We start from the raw sequence: 17,359 nt of genomic DNA, 5'->3' as shown, positions 1-17,359 counted from the left end.
ACCGCAGACGAGTCTAGCCGGTGGCAGGATGGATGCATCGTAGAGCGAGGAGATCCGGATGGGCGAGACAGTGGTCCCCGAGGCCGCGACGAAGCTCGATGAGCTGGTCGCGGTGATGGCCCGGCTGCGAGCCCCGGGTGGATGCCCGTGGGACGCCGACCAGACCCACGAGTCGCTGGTGCAGTACCTGATCGAGGAGACGTACGAGCTCATCGACGCCATCGAGACCGGCGACCGCGACGAGCTCCTCGAAGAGCTCGGGGACGTGCTCTACCAGGTGCTGTTCCACGCGGACATCGCCGCGCACACGCCGGGCGAGGACTTCGACATCCAGGATGTGGCGGCGCACATGACGGCGAAGATGGTCGGCCGCCACCCGCACGTCTTCGGCGACCGCGCCGCCGCCGACGCGCGAACGGCCGAGACCGCCGACGACGTGGTCGGCTTCTGGGACGAGCTGAAGAAGCAGGAGAAGCCCGGCCGCACGAGCGTGCTCGACGGGATCCCCCAGGGCATGCCCTCGCTCGCCCTCGCCGACAAGCTGCTCGGCCGCGCCGAGAAGGTCGGTCTGCTCGACCTGCAGGAGCAGGGCGGCGTCCAGGTCGGCAGCGAGGACGAGCTCGGCCCGCTGCTCCTCGCGATCGTCGCCTCGGCCAAGGCGCAGGGGCTGGATGCGGAGCGCGCCCTCCGCTCGACCCTCCGCGACCTGCAGGGCGAGATCCGCGACCAGGAGGCCGCGACGCGCGAGAGCGCGTGAGCGTACCTTTAAAGGCGAACATAATCGTCACTAACCCCTATACTGACGGACATGCTCGTCATAAAGGGGGTGGGACATGTCGGGGGAACTGCCGGCGAAGGTTATTCGCGCTGCCGGAGAGATCGGTGACGACCTGGCGGCCTGGCGCAAGATTCTCGGGCTCACCACCCAGCAGGTGGCCGAGCGCGCCGATATCTCCCGTGACTCTCTCCGAAAGCTCGAGCACGGCGATCCGACAGTCGGCTTCCACGTCGTGCTCCGCGTGGCGCGTGCTCTCGGGATCCTGGAGACTCTGACGAACGCCCTCGACCCGCTGAACACCGACCTGGGTCGTGCCCGCGCAGCGCTGATCGATCGGCAGCGTGTGCGGTGAATCGATACGACGCACTGCAGGTGCACCTGGAACTGGGAGGGACCACCGTCGCTGTCGGAAGGGCGCAGTTTCACCGCGGTCGCGGCACCCTGACGGCGACGACCTTCCAGTACGAGGTGGACTATCTAGCACATCCGGATGCCTACGCGATCGATCCTGCGTTCGAGCTGGTCTCCGGCACGCAGCACGTCTCCGGCCTGCCCGGAGCGTTCGCCGACTCCGCCCCCGACCGCTGGGGCCGCAACCTCATGGCGAAGCGCGAGCGTGCACTGGCTCTGCGTGAGGCCCGACGACCGCGGGAGCTCGATGATGTCGACTTCCTGACCGGCGTCAGCGACGTCTCCCGGCAGGGCGCACTGCGCTTTCGTGCCGACGCGACGGCGCCCTTCCTCGACCCCGGCCACACCGTTCCCAGACTCGTCCGCCTCCCTGAACTGCTGCGTGCCGCGGATGCCGCCGCGCGCGACGACGACTTCGCGGCGGTCAAGGAGCTGCTGGACGCGGGAACCGGCTCGCTCGGCGGGGCGCGCCCGAAGGCCGTGGTCCTCGGAGACGATGGGCGTCAACTGATCGCCAAGTTCCCGCACCAGTCGGACGAGTGGGATGCGATGGCCTGGGAAGCGACAGCGCTCGACCTCGCCGAGCAGTCAGGCGTCCGCACCGCGTCTCACCGGCTGATCCGCGTGGAGGGCCGTCACGTCCTCCTGCTCGACCGGTTCGACCGGGCCGGCGGAACAGGGAAAGCTGCGCCGGGCAGGATCGGCTACATCAGCGCGATGACCCTTCTCGAGCATCACGACGGCGATTCGGCGGACTACGTCGACATCGCCGAGCGTCTGGAAGAGGTCAGTGCCCGGCCGAAGGACGACGCCCGGCAGCTCTTCCGCCGCGTCGCGGTCAGCGTCGGTCTGCACAACACCGACGACCATCTGCGGAATCACGGCTTCCTCCGCGATCGCGCGGGGTGGACGCTGTCGCCTGCCTTCGACGTCAATCCGAACCCGGATCCTGATCTCCGGCAGACGACGATCGCGGGCGCGGGCGACGTGTCCGACGAGGCGGACGGGTTACGGGAGCTCGCACGAGCCTGCCGGCTCTCCGATGCACAGGCCGCCGAAGACATCGCGCGCGCGGCGAGTGTTCTTGCCGGGTGGCAGGACGTCGCCACCCGGAACGGTATTCACCGGTCCGAGATCAGCCGCTTCGAGAGCACCTTCGTGGCAGGGCTCGCAGCGCTTGCGGATGCCTCCACGCCGAGGGAGAGAGCACGAGCGCGGTAGGAATCCCCGCCTACCGGTGGTGCCGCCCCAGCGGGACCACCAGCGGCGTCCCGGTGACGGGGTCGTCGGCGACCACCGCCTCCACGCCGAACACGTCGCGGACGAGGTCGGCCGTGACGACCGCGGCCGGGTCGCCCGCGGCGACGATCTCGCCCTGGCGCATCGCGACCAGGTGCCCGGCGTAGCGGGCGGCCAGGTTGAGGTCGTGCAGCACCATCACCACGGTCGTGCCGCGCGCCGCGTTGAGGTCGAGCAGCAGGTCGAGCACCTCCAGCTGGTGGCTGAGGTCGAGGAACGTGGTCGGCTCGTCCAGCAGCAGGATGTCCGTCCGCTGGGCCAGCGCCATCGCGATCCACACCCGCTGCCGCTGGCCGCCGGAGAGCTCGTCGACCGGACGTTCGGCCAGCTCGGCCACGCCGGTCGCCGTCATCGCCTCGGCGACCGCCTCGTCGTCCTCCGCCGTCCAGCGGCGGAACCAGCCCTGATGCGGGTAGCGGCCGCGGGAGACGAGGTCCGCGACGGTGATGCCGTCCGGCGCGCTGGGCGTCTGCGGCAGCAGCCCGAGCCGCTGAGCGACGCGCTTGGTCGGCAGCGCCTGGATGTCGGAGCCGTCCAGGAGGACGGTGCCGCCGGTGGGCGCCAGCAGGCGTGACAGGCCCCGGAGCAGGGTCGACTTGCCGCAGGCGTTCGGGCCGACGATGGCGGTCACCCGACCGGCCGGCACCTCCAGGTCCAGGCCGTCCACGATGACCCGGCCGTCGTAGGCGAGCGTGAGCCCGCGGGCGGCCAGCTCCGGCGTCGGCGACGTCGGTGACGGCGATGTCGGTGACGGCGATCTCGGTGTTTGGGATGTCATGGTCAGCCTCCCCGGCCCACACTGTTGGTCCTGGCGAGCAGCCAGAGAAGATACGGCGCCCCGACGATGCCGGTGACGACACCGACCGGCAGCACCACGCCCGGGATCGCGAACTGGGCCGCGATGTCGGACACGACGAGGATGAGCGCACCGAGCAGCGCCGACGGCACCAGCGCGAGCGACCCGCGCCCGACGAGCCGCCGGGCGATCGGCGCCGCGAGGAACGCGACGAACGAGACCGGGCCGGCCACCGCGACGGCGATCGCCGCCAGCGCGACGGCCACCGCGACGACGGCGAGCCGGGTGGGCTCGGGGCGCACCCCGAGCCCGGCCGCGAGGTCGTCGCCCAGCGAGAGCGCCCCGAGCGGACGCCCGACGGCCAGCGCGCACGGGACGAGCACGACGGTGCCGACGGCGAGCACGAGCAGCGCGGACGGATCGACCGAGTTCAGGCTGCCGGTGATCCACACCAGCGCCTGCTGCACATCGGAGATGTCCCCGCGGGTGAGCACGTACGAGACGATGCCGCCGCAGAACGCGGCGATGCCGATCCCGATCAGCACGAAGCGGTAGCCGCTGACCCCGCGGCGCCAGGCGAGCGCATAGATCACGGCGGCCGCGGCCAGCGTTCCCGCGAGCACGATGCCGGAGAGTGCCAGTCCGGTCAGCCCGAACCAGATCAGCGCGATCGAGCCGGTCGCGCTCGCCCCGGCGGTGATGCCGATGATGTCCGGGCTCGCCAGCGGGTTGCGCGCCACCGACTGGATGAGCGCCCCGGACAGGCCGAGGCAGGCGCCGACCAGCGCACCGGCCACCAGCCGTGGCAGCCGAAGGTCCAGGATGACGAAGGACGTCAGGCGGTCGGCTCGCCCGACCAGGGCCGCCAGCACGTCGAGCGGTGCGACGGAGGCCGCGCCGAGCGTCAGCGACACCGCTGCGACGACCACCACGGCGACCGCGAGCACCACCGAGACCCGCACGATTCGTGACCGGCCCGCGCGACGGTCGGCGCGCACGGCCGCGACGAGCGGGCGGGCGCTCCCCGCGATCACGGAGGAGCGGCCGCCGGTCACAGGGCCACCGTCCGGCGACGGCGGACCAGCGCGATGAAGACGGGTGCGCCGACGAAGGCCAGCACGACGCCCACCTGCAGCTCGCCGGGAGGCGCGACGACGCGACCGATGATGTCGCAGCCGAGCAGCAGTGACGGCGCGAGCAACGCGGAGTAGGCGAGGATCCAGCGGTAGTCGGCGCCGACGACCCGGCGCGCGATGTGCGGCACGATCAGCCCGGCGAAGGCGATCGGCCCGACCGCCGCCGTCGCGGACCCGCAGAGCAGCACGACGGCGACGCCGCTCAGGCCGCGGCTGACGCCGACCCGCTGGCCGAGCCCGCGCGCGACGTCGTCGCCGAGCGCGAGTCCGTTGAGCAGACGCCCCAGGGCGAGGGCGATCACCGCGCCGAGAGCCAGCGTGGGGAGCACCTGCAGCAGGACACCGAACCCCCGTCCCGCGAGCGAGCCGACCTGCCAGAACCGCATCGCGTCCAGGGAGACGCGGCTGGTCAGCTCCACCGCGGTGATCAGGGACCCGAGGGCCGCGGAGACGGCGGCGCCAGCGAGCGCCAGCTTCACCGGCGTCGCCCCCTCGCGCCCGAGCGACGACACGGCGTAGACGAGGGCGGACGCGAGGGCCGCCCCCGCGAAGGCGAACCAGATGTAACCGGAGGGAGCGGTCACGCCGAGGAACGCGATCGCCACGACGACCGCCAGCGACGCCCCGAAGTTGACGCCCAGGATGCCGGGGTCGGCGAGCGGGTTGCGCGACAGTCCCTGCATGACGGTGCCCGCGAGTCCCAGCCCGAGGCCGGCGGCGATGCCGAGCAGCGTGCGGGGCAGCCGGCTGTCGACGACGACCAGCGCGTTCGGGTCCGACCGGGAGTAGTGGGTCAGAGCGTGCAGGACGTCGGCGGGTGCGATCGTGCGTGCGCCGACCATCAGGCTCAGCACCGAGAGGACGACGAGCAGCAGGGCGGCGCCCGCGAACCCCAGCAGCAGACGCCGGCGGCGCCGGGCGATCGGGGCGGCCGTGCGGCCCTCCCCGATGCGCCCGGCGTCCGGGGCGACGGTGCTCGACGGCATCGTGCCTTACTTCACCTTGTCCGCGGCGGCGGCCAGCTGGGGCACGTAGCGGTCGAGCATCCACGGGATGCTGAGCACGCTCGGCGCGCTCGTGGCGGCGACGAACGACTCGCCGACGATCGGGGCGAAGCGTCTCTCCTTGATGGCGGGCATCGCGGCGACGAGCGGGTCGGAGGTGAACGCGTCCACCGAGGACTGCTTGTCGAAGTACATCACCAGGAGGTCGGTGTCGATCTTCGACAGGTTCTCGTTGCTGAGCTGGTAGAAGAAGCTGCCGTCGCCCTTCGACGCGTCGAGGGACGCGATGCTCGGGGAGTTCTTCAGCCCGAGGTCGTTCAGCAGCTGCACCCGCGGGTCCTCCGCGCGGTACACGTTGAGCTTGCCGGGCTCGTTGGCCGCGGCGTAGAAGAACGTCTTGTCCTTCAGCACGGGGTACTTCGCGGCCAGGGCGGAGACCGAGTCCTCGGTCTTGGCGACCAGCGCGTCCGCCTGCTTCGTCATCCCGAGCGCCTTGCCGACGATGGCCGTCTGGTCACGCCAGCTGGTCGCCCACGGCTTCTCCGGGTAGGCGACGACCGGGGCGATCTTGCTCAGGGTGTCGTACTCGGTCTCGGTGAGACCGGAGTACGGCGCCAGGATGACGTCCGGCTTCGCCGTGACGAACTGCTCGAACGGCACCTCGCCGGTGTCGGCGTCGAGGATCTGCGGGGTCTTCCCGCCGAGCTCCTTGATGCGGTCCGCGTCCCAGGGGAGCACGCCGTCCGCGTCGCCGCCGTAGCTGAAGCTCGGCATGGCGACCGGGACGATGCCCAGCGCGAGCACGATGTCCTGCGCACCCCAGCCCCAGGTCGCGATCCGCTTCGGCTTCGCGTCGATGGTCGCGGACCCGAGGGCGCTCTTCACCGTCACCGGGAAGGCGCCGTCGCCGCCGCCGGCCGTGCTCTCAGCGCCGGAGCCGCCGGCGCTGCAGCCGGTGAGCACGAGCGCCGCGGAGGCGACGAGGGCAGAGGCGATGGTGACGAGACGGGACCGTCGGGCGCGGGCAGGGCGTGCTGGGAGCATGGCTCTCCTCGGTTCGGAGGGTGGGGGAGGATGCGGGCGGCCGCCTCGGGGAGGGGCGCCCGTCTTAGGCAAGCCTAACCTAATACGCCGATCGGTCAACATGCCGATCCGGAGCGCCGAGTGGGCAGCGCCGAGGGCGGGGGGCGGGGCCGGCAGCGCGTCCGCGGTGGGGGTGTCCATTCGCCATTCGGGTGAGACGCCGGGTGGCGGCGCGCTCCTGGTCCCGACGGACGCGTTGTCGGCCTCTACTGTCTGGCAGCGAGCAGGCGCCGTGGTCGGACGGATGCGACTCATGCCAGGTCCTCCCCGTGGAGGACACCACCGAGCCGCGCGCGCGGAGCGGCATCAGGGTGGCAACGCCCGCAGTTTACGCGCGTCGGCCGAGCCACCGCGATCCCCCCGGGAGGTGTGCAGGGAGCCGACATGGAAGAATCAGAGCATGGCCTTACCGATCACCCCGCCCCGCGGCATGCGCGACTTCCTCCCCGCCGAGAAGGCCCGCCGCGAGCATGCCCTCGGGGTGATCCGCCGCAGCTTCGCCGCCCACGGCTTCGACGAGATCGAGACGCCCGTCGTGGAGGACGTGGAGCGCCTCCACTCGGGGCTCGGCGGCGACAACGAGAAGCTGTCGTTCAGCATCCTGAAGCGCGGCCTCGACGGCGACGACCTCTCGGCGGCGATGGAGTCGGGCGACCTGCTCAGCCTGTCCGACCTGGGCCTGCGGTTCGACCTCACCGTCCCGCTCGCGCGGTTCTACGCCTCGCACCGTGCGGAGCTGCCGCCGGTGTTCCGCAGCATCCAGATCGCCCCCGTCTGGCGCGCGGAGCGACCGCAGAAAGGCCGCTACCGCCAGTTCGTGCAGTGCGACATCGACATCATCGGCGAGGGCTCGCAGCTGGCCGAGGTCGAGCTCATCACCGCGACGGCGGCCGCCCTGGAGGCGCTGGGCCTCAGCGACTGCACGATCCGGATCAACGACCGCCGCATCCTGAACGGGCTGCTGGAGTACTGCGGCTTCGACGAGGCTCGCTGGCCCCAGGTGCTGATCTCGATCGACAAACTCGACAAGATCGGCGCGGAGGGCGTGGTCGCCGAGCTCGCGGAGGGCGGCGCCGACGCCGCGGCCGTGCTCGGCGGGCTGCTCGCCAAGCTCGAGCCGCACCTGGCCGACGGGGGTGTGGAGCTCACGGTCGAGGCGATCACCGGCATCCTGCCCGAGGGGCTCGACACGGATGCGGTGGCCGACCTGGAGGCGCTCGCCCACGCGCTCGACACCCTGCCGCCGGGCGTCAGCCTGCGGTTCGACCCGACGCTCGTCCGCGGGATGGGCTACTACACCGGGACCATCTTCGAGATCTCGCACCCCGGCTCGGGCAGCTCGGTCGGCGGCGGCGGACGCTACGACGGCATGATCGGCCGCTTCCTCGGCACCGATGTCCCGGCCGCCGGGTTCTCGATCGGCTTCGAGCGGGTCGTCGACCTCATCGAGCTTCCCGAGGACGCCTCGTCGGAGTCCGTCGTGCTCGTCTACGACCCCGCCGTCCCGCTCGATCGCCTGGTCGCGATCAAGTCCGAACTGGTCGCCCGGGGGAGCCGCGTCCGCCTCGACCGGCGCGCGAAGAACCTCAAGGGCGTGCTCGACCGCGCGGCCGCCTCCGGCTTCCGCTCCTTCGCGTTCGTGAACCCGGACACCGCGGACGCCTCGGCGCTCGAGCTCAAGCCGCTGGCGTAGCGCGCCACCCGGCCTCACTAGACTGACCTCGGAATCCCACAAAAACCACGCAAGGAGACAGTTGTGGCTGCAATCGAAGCTGTAGGCGCTCGCGAGATCTTGGACTCGCGCGGGAACCCGACCGTCGAGGTCGAGGTGCTCCTCGAGGACGGCACGGTCAGCCGTGCCGCCGTCCCGTCCGGCGCGTCCACCGGGGCGTTCGAGGCCTACGAGCTGCGAGACGGCGACAAGGGGCGCTACCAGGGCAAGGGCGTGCTCAAGGCCGTGGATGCGGTGCTCGACGAGCTCGGACCTGCGATCGAGGGCTTCGAGGCCTCCGAGCAGCGCCTGGTCGACGAGGCCCTCATCGACCTCGACGGCACCGAGAACAAGAAGCGCGTCGGCGCGAACGCCATCCTCGGCGTCAGCCTCGCGGTCGCGAAGGCGGCGGCCGACTCGGCCGACCTGCCGCTGTTCCGCTACGTCGGCGGCCCGAACGCGCACATCCTCCCGGTCCCGATGATGAACATCATCAACGGCGGCGCGCACGCCGACACCGGCGTCGACATCCAGGAGTTCATGGTGCTGCCGCTGGGCGCCGAGACGTACTCCGAGGGCCTCCGCTGGGGCGTCGAGACCTACCACTCGCTCAAGTCGCTGCTGAAGTCGAAGGGCCTCAACACCGGCCTGGGCGACGAGGGCGGCTTCGCCCCCGAGCTCGAGCACAACCGCGCCGCGCTCGACCTGATCTCCGAGGCGATCGAGCAGGCCGGCTTCACCGTCGGCCGCGACATCGCCCTCGGCCTCGACGTCGCGAGCACCGAGTTCTTCGAGAACGGCGTGTACCGCTTCGAGGGCCAGGACCGCAGCTCCGCCGAGATGAGCGCCTACTACCAGGAGCTCGCCGCCAACTACCCGCTGGTCTCCATCGAGGACCCGCTGGCCGAGGACGACTGGGAGGGCTGGACGCACCTCACCGCCGAGCTCGGCACCAAGCTGCAGCTGGTCGGCGACGACCTGTTCGTCACCAACCCGAAGCGCCTCGCCGACGGCATCGCCCGCCACGCCGGCAACAGCATCCTGGTCAAGGTGAACCAGATCGGCACCCTCACCGAGACGCTCGACGCCGTGTCCCTCGCCCAGCGCAGCGGCATGACCGCCGTGCTGTCGCACCGCTCCGGCGAGACCGAGGACACCACGATCGCCGACCTGGCGGTCGCCACCAACGCCGGCCAGATCAAGACGGGCGCCCCCGCCCGCTCGGAGCGCGTCGCCAAGTACAACCAGCTGCTCCGCATCGAGGAGGAGCTGGGCGACGCCGCCGTCTACGCCGGCCGCAGCGCCTTCCCGCGCTTCACCGCGTAACGCACCCCGCGCGCCGCGAACGGCCCCCGGGTTCCCCCGGGGGCCGTTCCGCGTCTCGGGGATGCCGTCGCGTGCCGAGTTGCGACATGTACTCACCATTCGCGGGGAATTCGGACATCCACTCACGACTCGCCGACCGACGGCACGCGGGCGGTATGGTGCTGAGGTGCCGGAGATCGAGGACGTAGCGGGCGCGGTGCTCGCATGAGGACGGAGTCCGAGGTCGTCCCCCTGGTGCTGTTCCTCGCGCTCGCGGGGCTGTTCGCCGTGCTGGGGGTGTTCCTGCTGATGCGGCCCGGGCGGGCGGCGGCGTTCTTCGCCGATCAGGATGCGCGCACGCGCTTCCGGGCGCGCGATGCCCGCACTCTCGGGGCCGTGTTCGCCGTCGGTGCGGCGGTGCTGCTCGCGCTGGGCGTCGTGCGGCTGGTCGCCCTGCTGGGCGGCGGCTGAGCGCATCCCGACACCCCGACGCGCCGCCGCCGCGGGAGGATCCGTCGCCTACGATGGGAGGGGGCCGACCGGCTCCGTCCGACGCCGCGATCCGAGACCGGGAGGGCCCATGCCGAAGCCGCGCACGCGCCGCGTCCCGGTGCGCATGTCCCGGCCCACCGGCACCGGACGGTGGCTCCGCCAGCTGCACTTCTCGGCGTTCTCGCTCGTCATGATGGGCGTGCTCGTGCTGGCCGTCGTCATCCTCGCGCCCACCGTGCAGGCGTTCCTCGCCCAGCGCCAGCAGATCTCCGACCAGCAGCACGCGGTCGACCAGCTCGCCACCCAGGTGAACACGCTGAAGGACCAGCGCGCCCGCTGGAACGACCCCAGCTACCTGCGCGCTCAGGCTCGCGACCGGCTCTACTACGTGATGCCCGGCGAGGTCAGCTACCTGGTCATCGACGACCGGCCGCCGGCGGCGAAGCAGGACGCGACCCCCGTCAGCTCGCGGCTGCAGAAGACGCGCACCGACTGGGTGAGCTCGCTGTTCGGCTCGTTCATGGGCGCCGGCCTCACCGAGGCGACCCCGCAGCAGCTGGGCGGAGCGCCCACGTCGCCCACCCCGACTCCCACCCCCGCACCGAAGAAGTGACCCGCATGACCCGACCGCCCTTCGATCCCGTGACCGACGACGACATCGCCGTGGTCTCCGAGCAGCTCGGCCGCCCGGCCCGCAACGTCGTCGGCATCGCCGCGCGCTGCGTGTGCGGCCGCCCGACCGTCGTCTCGACGGCCCCGCGGCTCGACGACGGGACGCCGTTCCCGACCTTCTACTACCTGACGCATCCGGCCGCGACCGCCGCGATGTCGGCGCTCGAGGCGACCCAGGTGATGAACGAGTACAACGACCTGCTCGCGGACGACGAGGAGGTCGCCGCGCAGTACCGGGAGGCGCACGAGCAGTACCTCGCCGACCGCGAGTCGATCGCCGTCGTCGACGAGATCTCCGGCATCTCCGCCGGCGGGATGCCGTCCCGCGTCAAGTGCCTGCACGCGCTCGCGGCCCACGCGCTGGCCGCCGGACCCGGCGTCAACCCGATCGGCGACCTCGCGCTCGCCCGCGGCGGATGGTCGCCCGCGGTGTGCGAGTGCCGCATCGACGTCGCGGGGTAGGTTCCGCATGGCGCGCAGGGGTGGGGCGGCGGTCCGCGGGGGGATGCGCGACCGCGGTGCGGAGCGTCTGCGACGCCTCGTCGGTGTGCGACGTGCTGCCGGCGCGCGGCGCACGTCCGGCGCGCGCCTGGCGCGGCTCACCGCATCCGTCGCCGTCGTCGCGGTCGCCCTCGCAGGTGCGGTCGTCCCCGCGACCGCCGCGCACGCCGACCAGGTCCGCGACCTCGAGTACTGGCTGAACGACTACGGCTTCTCGCAGGCCTGGGCCACCACGCGCGGCGCCGGGGTGACCGTCGCCGTCATCGACACGGGCGTCGACGGGTCCGTCCCCGACCTCGCCGGTGCGATCGTCGGCGGCACGGACGTGTCGGGCGTCGGCTCGGCGAACGGCGAGAAGCCGCTGGGGGATGCGGAGAGCGCGAACCACGGCACGTGGGTCGCCTCGCTGCTCGCCGGCCGCGGCACCGGGCCGGACAGCGGTGTGCTCGGCGCCGCGCCCGAGGCCGGCGTGCTGGCGGTGTCCGTCGCGCTCGGCAAGGCGCTGGGACCGGTGGGCAGCGACGAGCAGATCGCTCAGGCCGTCCACTGGGCGGTCGACAACGGCGCGAAGGTCATCAACATGTCGCTGACCCGCAACACCCTGGACTGGCCGCCCAGCTGGGACGAGGCCTTCCAGTACGCCTTCGCCCACGACGTCGTGATCGTGGCCGCCGCGGGCAACCGGGGGAGCGGCACCAGCGAGGTCGGCGCGCCCGCGACCATCCCGGGCGTGCTGACCGTCGCGGGCGTCGACCGCGCGGGGCGGGCGAGCTTCGATGCGTCAGCGCAAGGCATCACGATCGGCGTCTCGGCGCCGAGCGAGCAGCTCGTCGGGGCGAACCCGGGCGGGGGCTACGTGCAGTGGGCGGGCACCAGCGGCGCGGCACCTCTGGTCGCCGGGGCGGTCGCGCTGGTGCGGGCCGCGCATCCCGAGCTGAAGGCGGCGGATGTGATCGAGCGCATCATCCGCACCGCTCGGCCCGCAGGCGGCGCGGTGCCCAGCCCCATCTACGGCTACGGGCTGCTGGATGCGGCGGCGGCGGTCACCGCCACGGTCCCGCACGTCACGGCGAACCCGATGGGCGACCTCGCGGACTGGATCCGCATCCACCGCCGGGCGCAGTCGCCGTCCGCCACCGCGCCGCCGGCAGCGGGCGGGGATGTTCGCGCTGCGCCGGTGCCCGCGAAACTGACCCCCGAGCGCGCGGTACCATGGAGTCAGATGTTCTGGCCGCAATGGAGCGTCCTCACCGCTTTCTGGCTGCCATTCGCCTTGATCGCCGGCTTCCTCGTCCTCGTCGCCCTCGGCGGCACCGGCGCGTGGCTGCATTTCAGGCGGATGCGCAGCAGGGAGTAATGTAGGCCCAAACTTTCGTGTTGAGGAGACGCATCACTGTGCCCAAAATCCTGATCGTCGGCGGCGGATACGCCGGCTTCTACACCGCGTGGAAGCTCGAGAAGCAGCTCCGCCCGGGCGAGGCCGAGGTCACCATGGTCGACCCCCTGCCCTACATGACGTACCAGCCGTTCCTCCCGGAGGTCGCGGCGGGCTCCATCGAGCCGCGTCACGCGGTGGTCGCGCACCGCCGCCACCTCAAGACGACCAACATCATCACCGCGAAGGTCACCTACGTCGACCACGCGCGCAAGGTCGCCACGATCCAGCCGCCGGTGGGCGAATCCTACGAGTTCGAGTACGACATCGTCGTGGTCACGGCCGGCGCCGTGTCGCGCACGTTCCCGATCCCGGGCGTCGCCGACCAGGCCGTCGGCCTCAAGAACATCGAGGAGGCCGTGTACATCCGCGACCGGCTTCTCACCAACTTCGACAAGGCGGCGGGCATGCCGGCCGGCCCGGAGCGCGACCGTCTGCTCACCTTCGTCGTCGTCGGCGGCGGCTTCGCGGGCATCGAGATCTTCGCCGAGCTCCGCTCCTTCGCGAGCGCCCTGCTGAAGCGCTACCCGGAGATCTCCTTCGAGGACACGCACTTCCACCTGATCGAGGCCATGGGCCGGATCATGCCGGAGGTGTCGCTCCCGACCAGCCACTGGGTGATCAAGAACCTGGCGGAGCGCGGTGCGCAGATCCACCTCGACACGCAGCTCTCGAGCGCGGTCGACGGCGTCATCCAGCTGTCCACCGGTGAGAGCTTCGAGTCCGACCTCATCGTCTGGACCGCCGGCGTCATGGCGAACCCGGAGATCGTGCGTCACACCGACCTCCCGATCGAGGAGCGCGGCCGCCTGCGCGTGCGCGCCGACCTCCGCGTCGGGACGGACGACGAGATCATCGAGGACGCCTGGGGCGCGGGCGACGTGTCCGCCGTCCCCGATCTGACCGGCGGCGGCGTGGGCGGCTACTGCGTGCCGAACGCCCAGCACGCGGTGCGTCAGGGCAAGCTGCTCGCGAAGAACATCGTCGCCTCGCTGCGCGGCGAGCTGCCGCGCCAGTACTACCACAAGAGCCTCGGCGCGGTGGCCGGCCTCGGCGTCGGCGTCGGCGTGCTCCAGTCGGGCAAGATCGCCGTCAAGGGCGTTCTCGGCTGGCTGGCCCACCGTGGCTACCACGGCCTCGCGATGCCGTCGTGGGAGCGCAAGTTCCGCGTGATCTGGGGCTGGTGGAACAACCTGTGGCTCGACCGCGACATCGTGTCGCTGCAGGCCGTCCAGAACCCGCGCGCGAACTTCGAGGAGTTCGCCGCCCGCCCGAAGCCGGCCGTCGAGGCCGCTCCGGCCGAGCCGGCGAAGAAGGCCCCCGCCCGCAAGAAGGCGGAGCCGGCGACCAAGCAGCCCGCTGAGGTCACCGCGAAGTAACGCACCGACCGCGTCGAAGGCCCGGCCCCTCAGGGGGCCGGGCCTTCGTGCGTCTGCGGCAGGTTCGTGCCGTCGCGGCACGACCGATCGTCGGAGATCTGCGATCGTCCGTCGGAGATCCGGCCGGAAGCGCCGCGAAAGTCCCGCGGCAGAGCGCTGCGTCGGAGATTTCGAGGGTCTTTTCCGACGGAAGCACGGCCGAAGCCCCCAAGGAGTACCCCCAGTGGGACTCGAACCCACACTCGGGCGAGTTTAAGTCGCCTGCCTCTACCGATTGGGCTATGGGGGCGTGGCCCGCGGCCGCGTCGGGCGACGGATGCGGAGGTGCTCTACCGGTCGCGGTACGGGGACCTGATCATCTGCACGATCGCCGCAGCAGCGATGCCGCCTCCGACCACGACGACGAGCCAGATGAATCCGATGAGCAGACCTTCCATGGGCTCAACGCTACACCGTCGCCCGATTCCCCCGCGTCTGCGAAGACCTTCAGGACGTCCGAAGAACCCGCTCACCTTCGGGGACCACAATGATGGCCGACACCCTTTCTGGTGAGGTGTCCCCGACCCGGCCGGCGCCCAGGATCCCCCCGACGTGGGCGTCGGCCGGGTCTCCATGTCCGGGGCCGGAGCCGGGGCCTGAGCGGGCGCGACGCGCGGCTAGGCTCGGTGGGTGACCACCCGCTGTCCTTGCCTGAGCGGCGAGACTTACGACGCGTGCTGCGGCCCGCTGCACCGCGGCGAGCCCGCTCCCACCGCGGAGCGGCTGATGCGGTCGCGGTTCAGCGCGTTCGCCCTCGGCGACGCCGGCTACCTGCTGCGCAGCTGGCATCCCTCGACGCGTCCCGCCGAGCTCACGCTCGACGCGGACGTCCGCTGGTACCGGCTCGACATCGAGCGCACGGAGCGCGGCGGACCGTTCGACACCGACGGTGTGGTCGAGTTCGTCGCGCACTACAAGGGCGCCGAGCGGGGGAGCCTCCACGAGGTCTCGCGCTTCGTCCGCGAGGGCCGCGACTGGTTCTACGTGGACGCGGTCACGGCCGACCGCCGGGCCTAGGGCACGCTGCGGTCGAGCGCGGGCGCGACGTACCGCTCCCACAGCCACACCGCGACGCTGGTCGCCGCGAAGCCGACGGCCACCGCGACGATGACCAGGATGCCCACCCCGCGCTCGACGAGGGATGCCACGGGCAGCAGCAGCGCGAACAGCACGGTGTAGACCACCAGGCTGAGCCCCGCCCACAGCCAGCGCGACCACTGCGCGATCGCACGTCCGGCCAGGCCGCCGATCGGCAGCAGCATCACTGCCGCCGAGCCGATGCCGGTCAGGGCGAGGGCGTTGACGAGTTCGACGACGAACGCGCTCGCCGGGTCGGACGGGACTCCCAGCAGACCGACTGCGAGCCACGCGAGCACGCCTAGCGCGGCGACGGCGGACACCTGGACGGCGGCGATGCGTCCGCGCCGCACCCGTCCGGCGTGCGGTCCGAGGGCGAGCCCGAGGACCAGGGCGAACAGCAGCGCGGGGGAGAGGCCCAGGACGCGCGATCCGATCGCCGCGACCGCGACCACCAGGAGCAGGCCCGGCCGCAGCACCAGGTGCGGCACATGGAGATGTAAGTGCGGCGCGAGACCGCGACCCGCGAGCACCCACACGGCGTTCACGGCCGCGACGGCGAGGGCGACGGCGACCAGGACGCTCGGGTACGTGCCCGCGTCGGGGACCGGCGTGGAGAGGGTCACCAGCAGCACCGTCGCAAGCCCCGTGGCCGCGATCGACCAGAAGCGCTGCGACCGCGAGACAGCAGGGGTGTCGCTCTCGGCGGCTCGCGCCGCGCCGGCCTCACCGAACAGGGCGGATGCCTCCGACACGTCCGAGCGCGGCCGGTTGCGGCCGAACAGCGCGCCGCGGTGCGCGCCGTGGCGTTCGCGCTGGGCGCGGCCGCGGGCCAGGGCCGCGGCCAGCAGCCTCGCGGGCAGCACGAGGAGCAGCAGGGCGGCGACGGCGAGACCGGCCGACCGCATCCACCCGGGCAGTGCCGCCGCGGACACCACGGGTGCGCTCGCGGTGGTGAACGGCGCGTCGAACCGTTCCTGGGTGCCGGGACTGGCCGGGCCGGTGGGCGGCGCGGCACCCGGAGCGGCGGGCGCCGGAGCCGACGGCGTGGGGGTCGGCGCCGGGGTACGTGTGGGAGACGGCGTCGGCGCGGCCGCAGCGCCGGCCGCGGCCGCGACGGTCAGGGTGACCGGGTTGCTGCCCGGGCTGACGTTCCCCGCGGCGTCACGTTGCAGGGCCGACACCGTGTACGCGCCGCCGTCGAGGACGCCCGCGCACGACCACGCGCCGCTCACCACCTGCGCGCTGCAGACGACGGTGGTGCCGCCGGGTGTCTGCGCGTAGAGCGTGACGCGTGCTCCGGACTCGCCGGACCCGCCGAAGGAGACCGGCGTGCCGGCAGCGGCGGAGGAGCCGGGCGCGGGAGTGGTGATGCTCGGGGCGCCGGGCGGGGTGCGGTCCACGGCGAGCGGGACGGCGGCGCTGCGGCCGGAGCGCTGGGTGGAGAAGCCGGCGACCTGTGTGGCCGACACGGTGTGCCGCCCGTCGGGCAGGGAACCGCTCAGCACGCATCCCCACGCGCCGTTGGAGTCCGCCGGGAAGGTGCAGCTCGCACCCGTCTCGGCGGTCACGGTTACCCGCGCGCCGGGGAAGGCGGTGCCGCGGACGGCGCCGGACGTGGAGACGACCCCGCTGCCGCTGATCGTCGGCGGGTGCAGCACATCCACCCGGTCACCGGTGGACTCGCCGGTCGACCGCGCCTCGGCCCGCACGGCCACCCCGCCGCCGTCCGGCAGCGAGGCGAGCCCACACGACCAGCGTCCGTCGTCTCCGACGGTCGCCTGGCAGCTCTCCGAGGCGCCCGGCGTCGAGCCGGCGGACACCGCGACCACGTCGCCGGGCGTGGCGGTGCCCGAGACGGGGAGCGGGAAGGAGGTGACGAGCCCGGTCGGGAGGGAGTCCATCCTCAGCGGCTGCGGTGTGGGCGGCGGGGAGGGGGTGCTCGACGGCGGTTGGGTATCCGCGGGAGCTGCGGCGGGCGGCTGCGGTGCCGCCGAGGCGGGTGCTTCGTGTGCTGCGGCGTACGGTGACGCGAGGTGCTGCGGTGCGAGGGGTGTGTGAGGGGCGGGAGTCGCGGTCGCGGGAGGCGCGTCCCCGATCAGTCCGGCGGCGCTGAACAGCAGAGCCGCCAGCGCGGCGACGGTCGCGAACGACACCAGTCCGCTCGACCCCCGTGGCCGGACTGGTGGTGACACGTCGCTCGTAAATCCCCGCATTCCACCCCATTCCAGGGGGTACGGC

Annotated in this window: 16 protein-coding genes and 1 tRNA gene; 11 read left to right on the top strand and 6 right to left on the bottom strand. The window is 72.3% G+C overall.

Translation table 11 applies throughout. The features are described from left to right. Positions 1 to 58: 58 nt before the first annotated feature. The 3 genes from J2W45_RS07315 to J2W45_RS07305 all read left to right on the top strand — a co-directional run bounded on the left by J2W45_RS07315 (position 59) and on the right by J2W45_RS07305 (position 2,410). Complete coding sequence (locus J2W45_RS07315; RefSeq protein WP_310130273.1) at positions 59 to 757, top strand: nucleoside triphosphate pyrophosphohydrolase; 699 nt, start codon at positions 59 to 61, stop codon at positions 755 to 757. Between the two features lie 76 nt (positions 758 to 833). Further along, a complete protein-coding gene (locus J2W45_RS07310; protein WP_310130270.1) occupies positions 834 to 1,130 on the top strand; it encodes a helix-turn-helix domain-containing protein in 297 nt (98 codons plus the stop codon). Positions 1,131 to 1,378: 248 nt separating this feature from the next. Further along, entirely contained in the window at positions 1,379 to 2,410 is a 1,032-nt protein-coding gene (locus J2W45_RS07305; protein WP_396427077.1) for a type II toxin-antitoxin system HipA family toxin, read from the top strand. Between the two features lie 10 nt (positions 2,411 to 2,420). Here J2W45_RS07305 and J2W45_RS07300 read toward each other — a convergent pair whose 3' ends face one another. From J2W45_RS07300 to J2W45_RS07285, 4 genes are read right to left on the bottom strand one after another with little or no spacing between them, the layout of a single operon-like run. Next, positions 2,421 to 3,266, bottom strand: coding sequence for an ABC transporter ATP-binding protein (locus J2W45_RS07300; RefSeq protein WP_310130267.1), 846 nt, complete (start codon positions 3,264 to 3,266; stop codon positions 2,421 to 2,423). Positions 3,267 to 3,268: 2 nt separating this feature from the next. Further along, positions 3,269 to 4,339: a FecCD family ABC transporter permease gene (locus J2W45_RS07295; RefSeq protein WP_310130264.1), complete on the bottom strand. Its 1,071-nt coding sequence runs from the start codon at positions 4,337 to 4,339 to the stop codon at positions 3,269 to 3,271. Next, positions 4,336 to 5,406 carry a FecCD family ABC transporter permease gene (locus J2W45_RS07290; RefSeq protein WP_310130263.1) on the bottom strand — a complete coding sequence of 357 codons (1,071 nt, stop codon included), beginning with the start codon at positions 5,404 to 5,406 and terminating at the stop codon, positions 4,336 to 4,338. The genes J2W45_RS07295 and J2W45_RS07290 overlap by 4 nt, the downstream gene beginning before the upstream one ends. A gap of 6 nt (positions 5,407 to 5,412) precedes the next feature. Continuing rightward, positions 5,413 to 6,468 (bottom strand): iron-siderophore ABC transporter substrate-binding protein, encoded by a 1,056-nt coding sequence (locus J2W45_RS07285; protein WP_310130262.1) that lies wholly within the window; start codon positions 6,466 to 6,468, stop codon positions 5,413 to 5,415. 439 nt (positions 6,469 to 6,907) lie between these two features. Here J2W45_RS07285 and hisS point away from each other — a divergent pair, with 439 nt between their 5' ends. From hisS to J2W45_RS07250, 7 genes are all read left to right on the top strand, one after another. Next, positions 6,908 to 8,200: a histidine--tRNA ligase gene (gene hisS / locus J2W45_RS07280; RefSeq protein WP_310130261.1), complete on the top strand. Its 1,293-nt coding sequence runs from the start codon at positions 6,908 to 6,910 to the stop codon at positions 8,198 to 8,200. A 63-nt stretch (positions 8,201 to 8,263) separates the two neighbouring features. Next, the gene (gene eno / locus J2W45_RS07275) at positions 8,264 to 9,544 is read left to right on the top strand and encodes a phosphopyruvate hydratase (protein WP_310130259.1); all 1,281 of its coding nucleotides are present in this window, start codon (positions 8,264 to 8,266) and stop codon (positions 9,542 to 9,544) included. Between the two features lie 204 nt (positions 9,545 to 9,748). Further along, entirely contained in the window at positions 9,749 to 9,994 is a 246-nt protein-coding gene (locus J2W45_RS07270; protein WP_310130257.1) for a hypothetical protein, read from the top strand. Positions 9,995 to 10,103: 109 nt separating this feature from the next. After that, positions 10,104 to 10,628, top strand: coding sequence for an FtsB family cell division protein (locus J2W45_RS07265; RefSeq protein WP_310130256.1), 525 nt, complete (start codon positions 10,104 to 10,106; stop codon positions 10,626 to 10,628). 5 nt (positions 10,629 to 10,633) lie between these two features. Continuing rightward, a complete protein-coding gene (locus J2W45_RS07260) occupies positions 10,634 to 11,149 on the top strand; it encodes a DUF501 domain-containing protein (protein WP_310130255.1) in 516 nt (171 codons plus the stop codon). Positions 11,150 to 11,156: 7 nt separating this feature from the next. Continuing rightward, entirely contained in the window at positions 11,157 to 12,545 is a 1,389-nt protein-coding gene (locus J2W45_RS07255) for a S8 family serine peptidase (protein WP_396427076.1), read from the top strand. A 38-nt stretch (positions 12,546 to 12,583) separates the two neighbouring features. Continuing rightward, entirely contained in the window at positions 12,584 to 14,002 is a 1,419-nt protein-coding gene (locus J2W45_RS07250; protein ID WP_310130254.1) for an NAD(P)/FAD-dependent oxidoreductase, read from the top strand. Positions 14,003 to 14,217: 215 nt separating this feature from the next. Here J2W45_RS07250 and J2W45_RS07245 read toward each other — a convergent pair. Beyond that, positions 14,218 to 14,291 (bottom strand) — tRNA-Leu (locus J2W45_RS07245). Between the two features lie 380 nt (positions 14,292 to 14,671). Between J2W45_RS07245 and J2W45_RS07240 the strand changes: the two genes are divergently transcribed. Then, positions 14,672 to 15,058: a YchJ family protein gene (locus J2W45_RS07240; protein ID WP_310130252.1), complete on the top strand. Its 387-nt coding sequence runs from the start codon at positions 14,672 to 14,674 to the stop codon at positions 15,056 to 15,058. On the opposite strand, the gene J2W45_RS07235 is transcribed toward J2W45_RS07240, so the two are convergent. Next, positions 15,055 to 17,274, bottom strand: a complete 2,220-nt coding sequence (locus J2W45_RS07235) for a hypothetical protein (protein ID WP_310130251.1) — start codon at positions 17,272 to 17,274, stop codon at positions 15,055 to 15,057. The two genes, J2W45_RS07240 and J2W45_RS07235, sit on opposite strands and share 4 nt — an antisense overlap. Positions 17,275 to 17,359 lie beyond the last annotated feature (85 nt).

The sequence above is a fragment of the Leifsonia shinshuensis genome, from assembly GCF_031456835.1.
Classification (GTDB): Bacteria; Actinomycetota; Actinomycetes; order Actinomycetales; family Microbacteriaceae; genus Leifsonia; species Leifsonia shinshuensis_C.
This window is presented reverse-complemented; position numbering and strand designations above follow the sequence as displayed.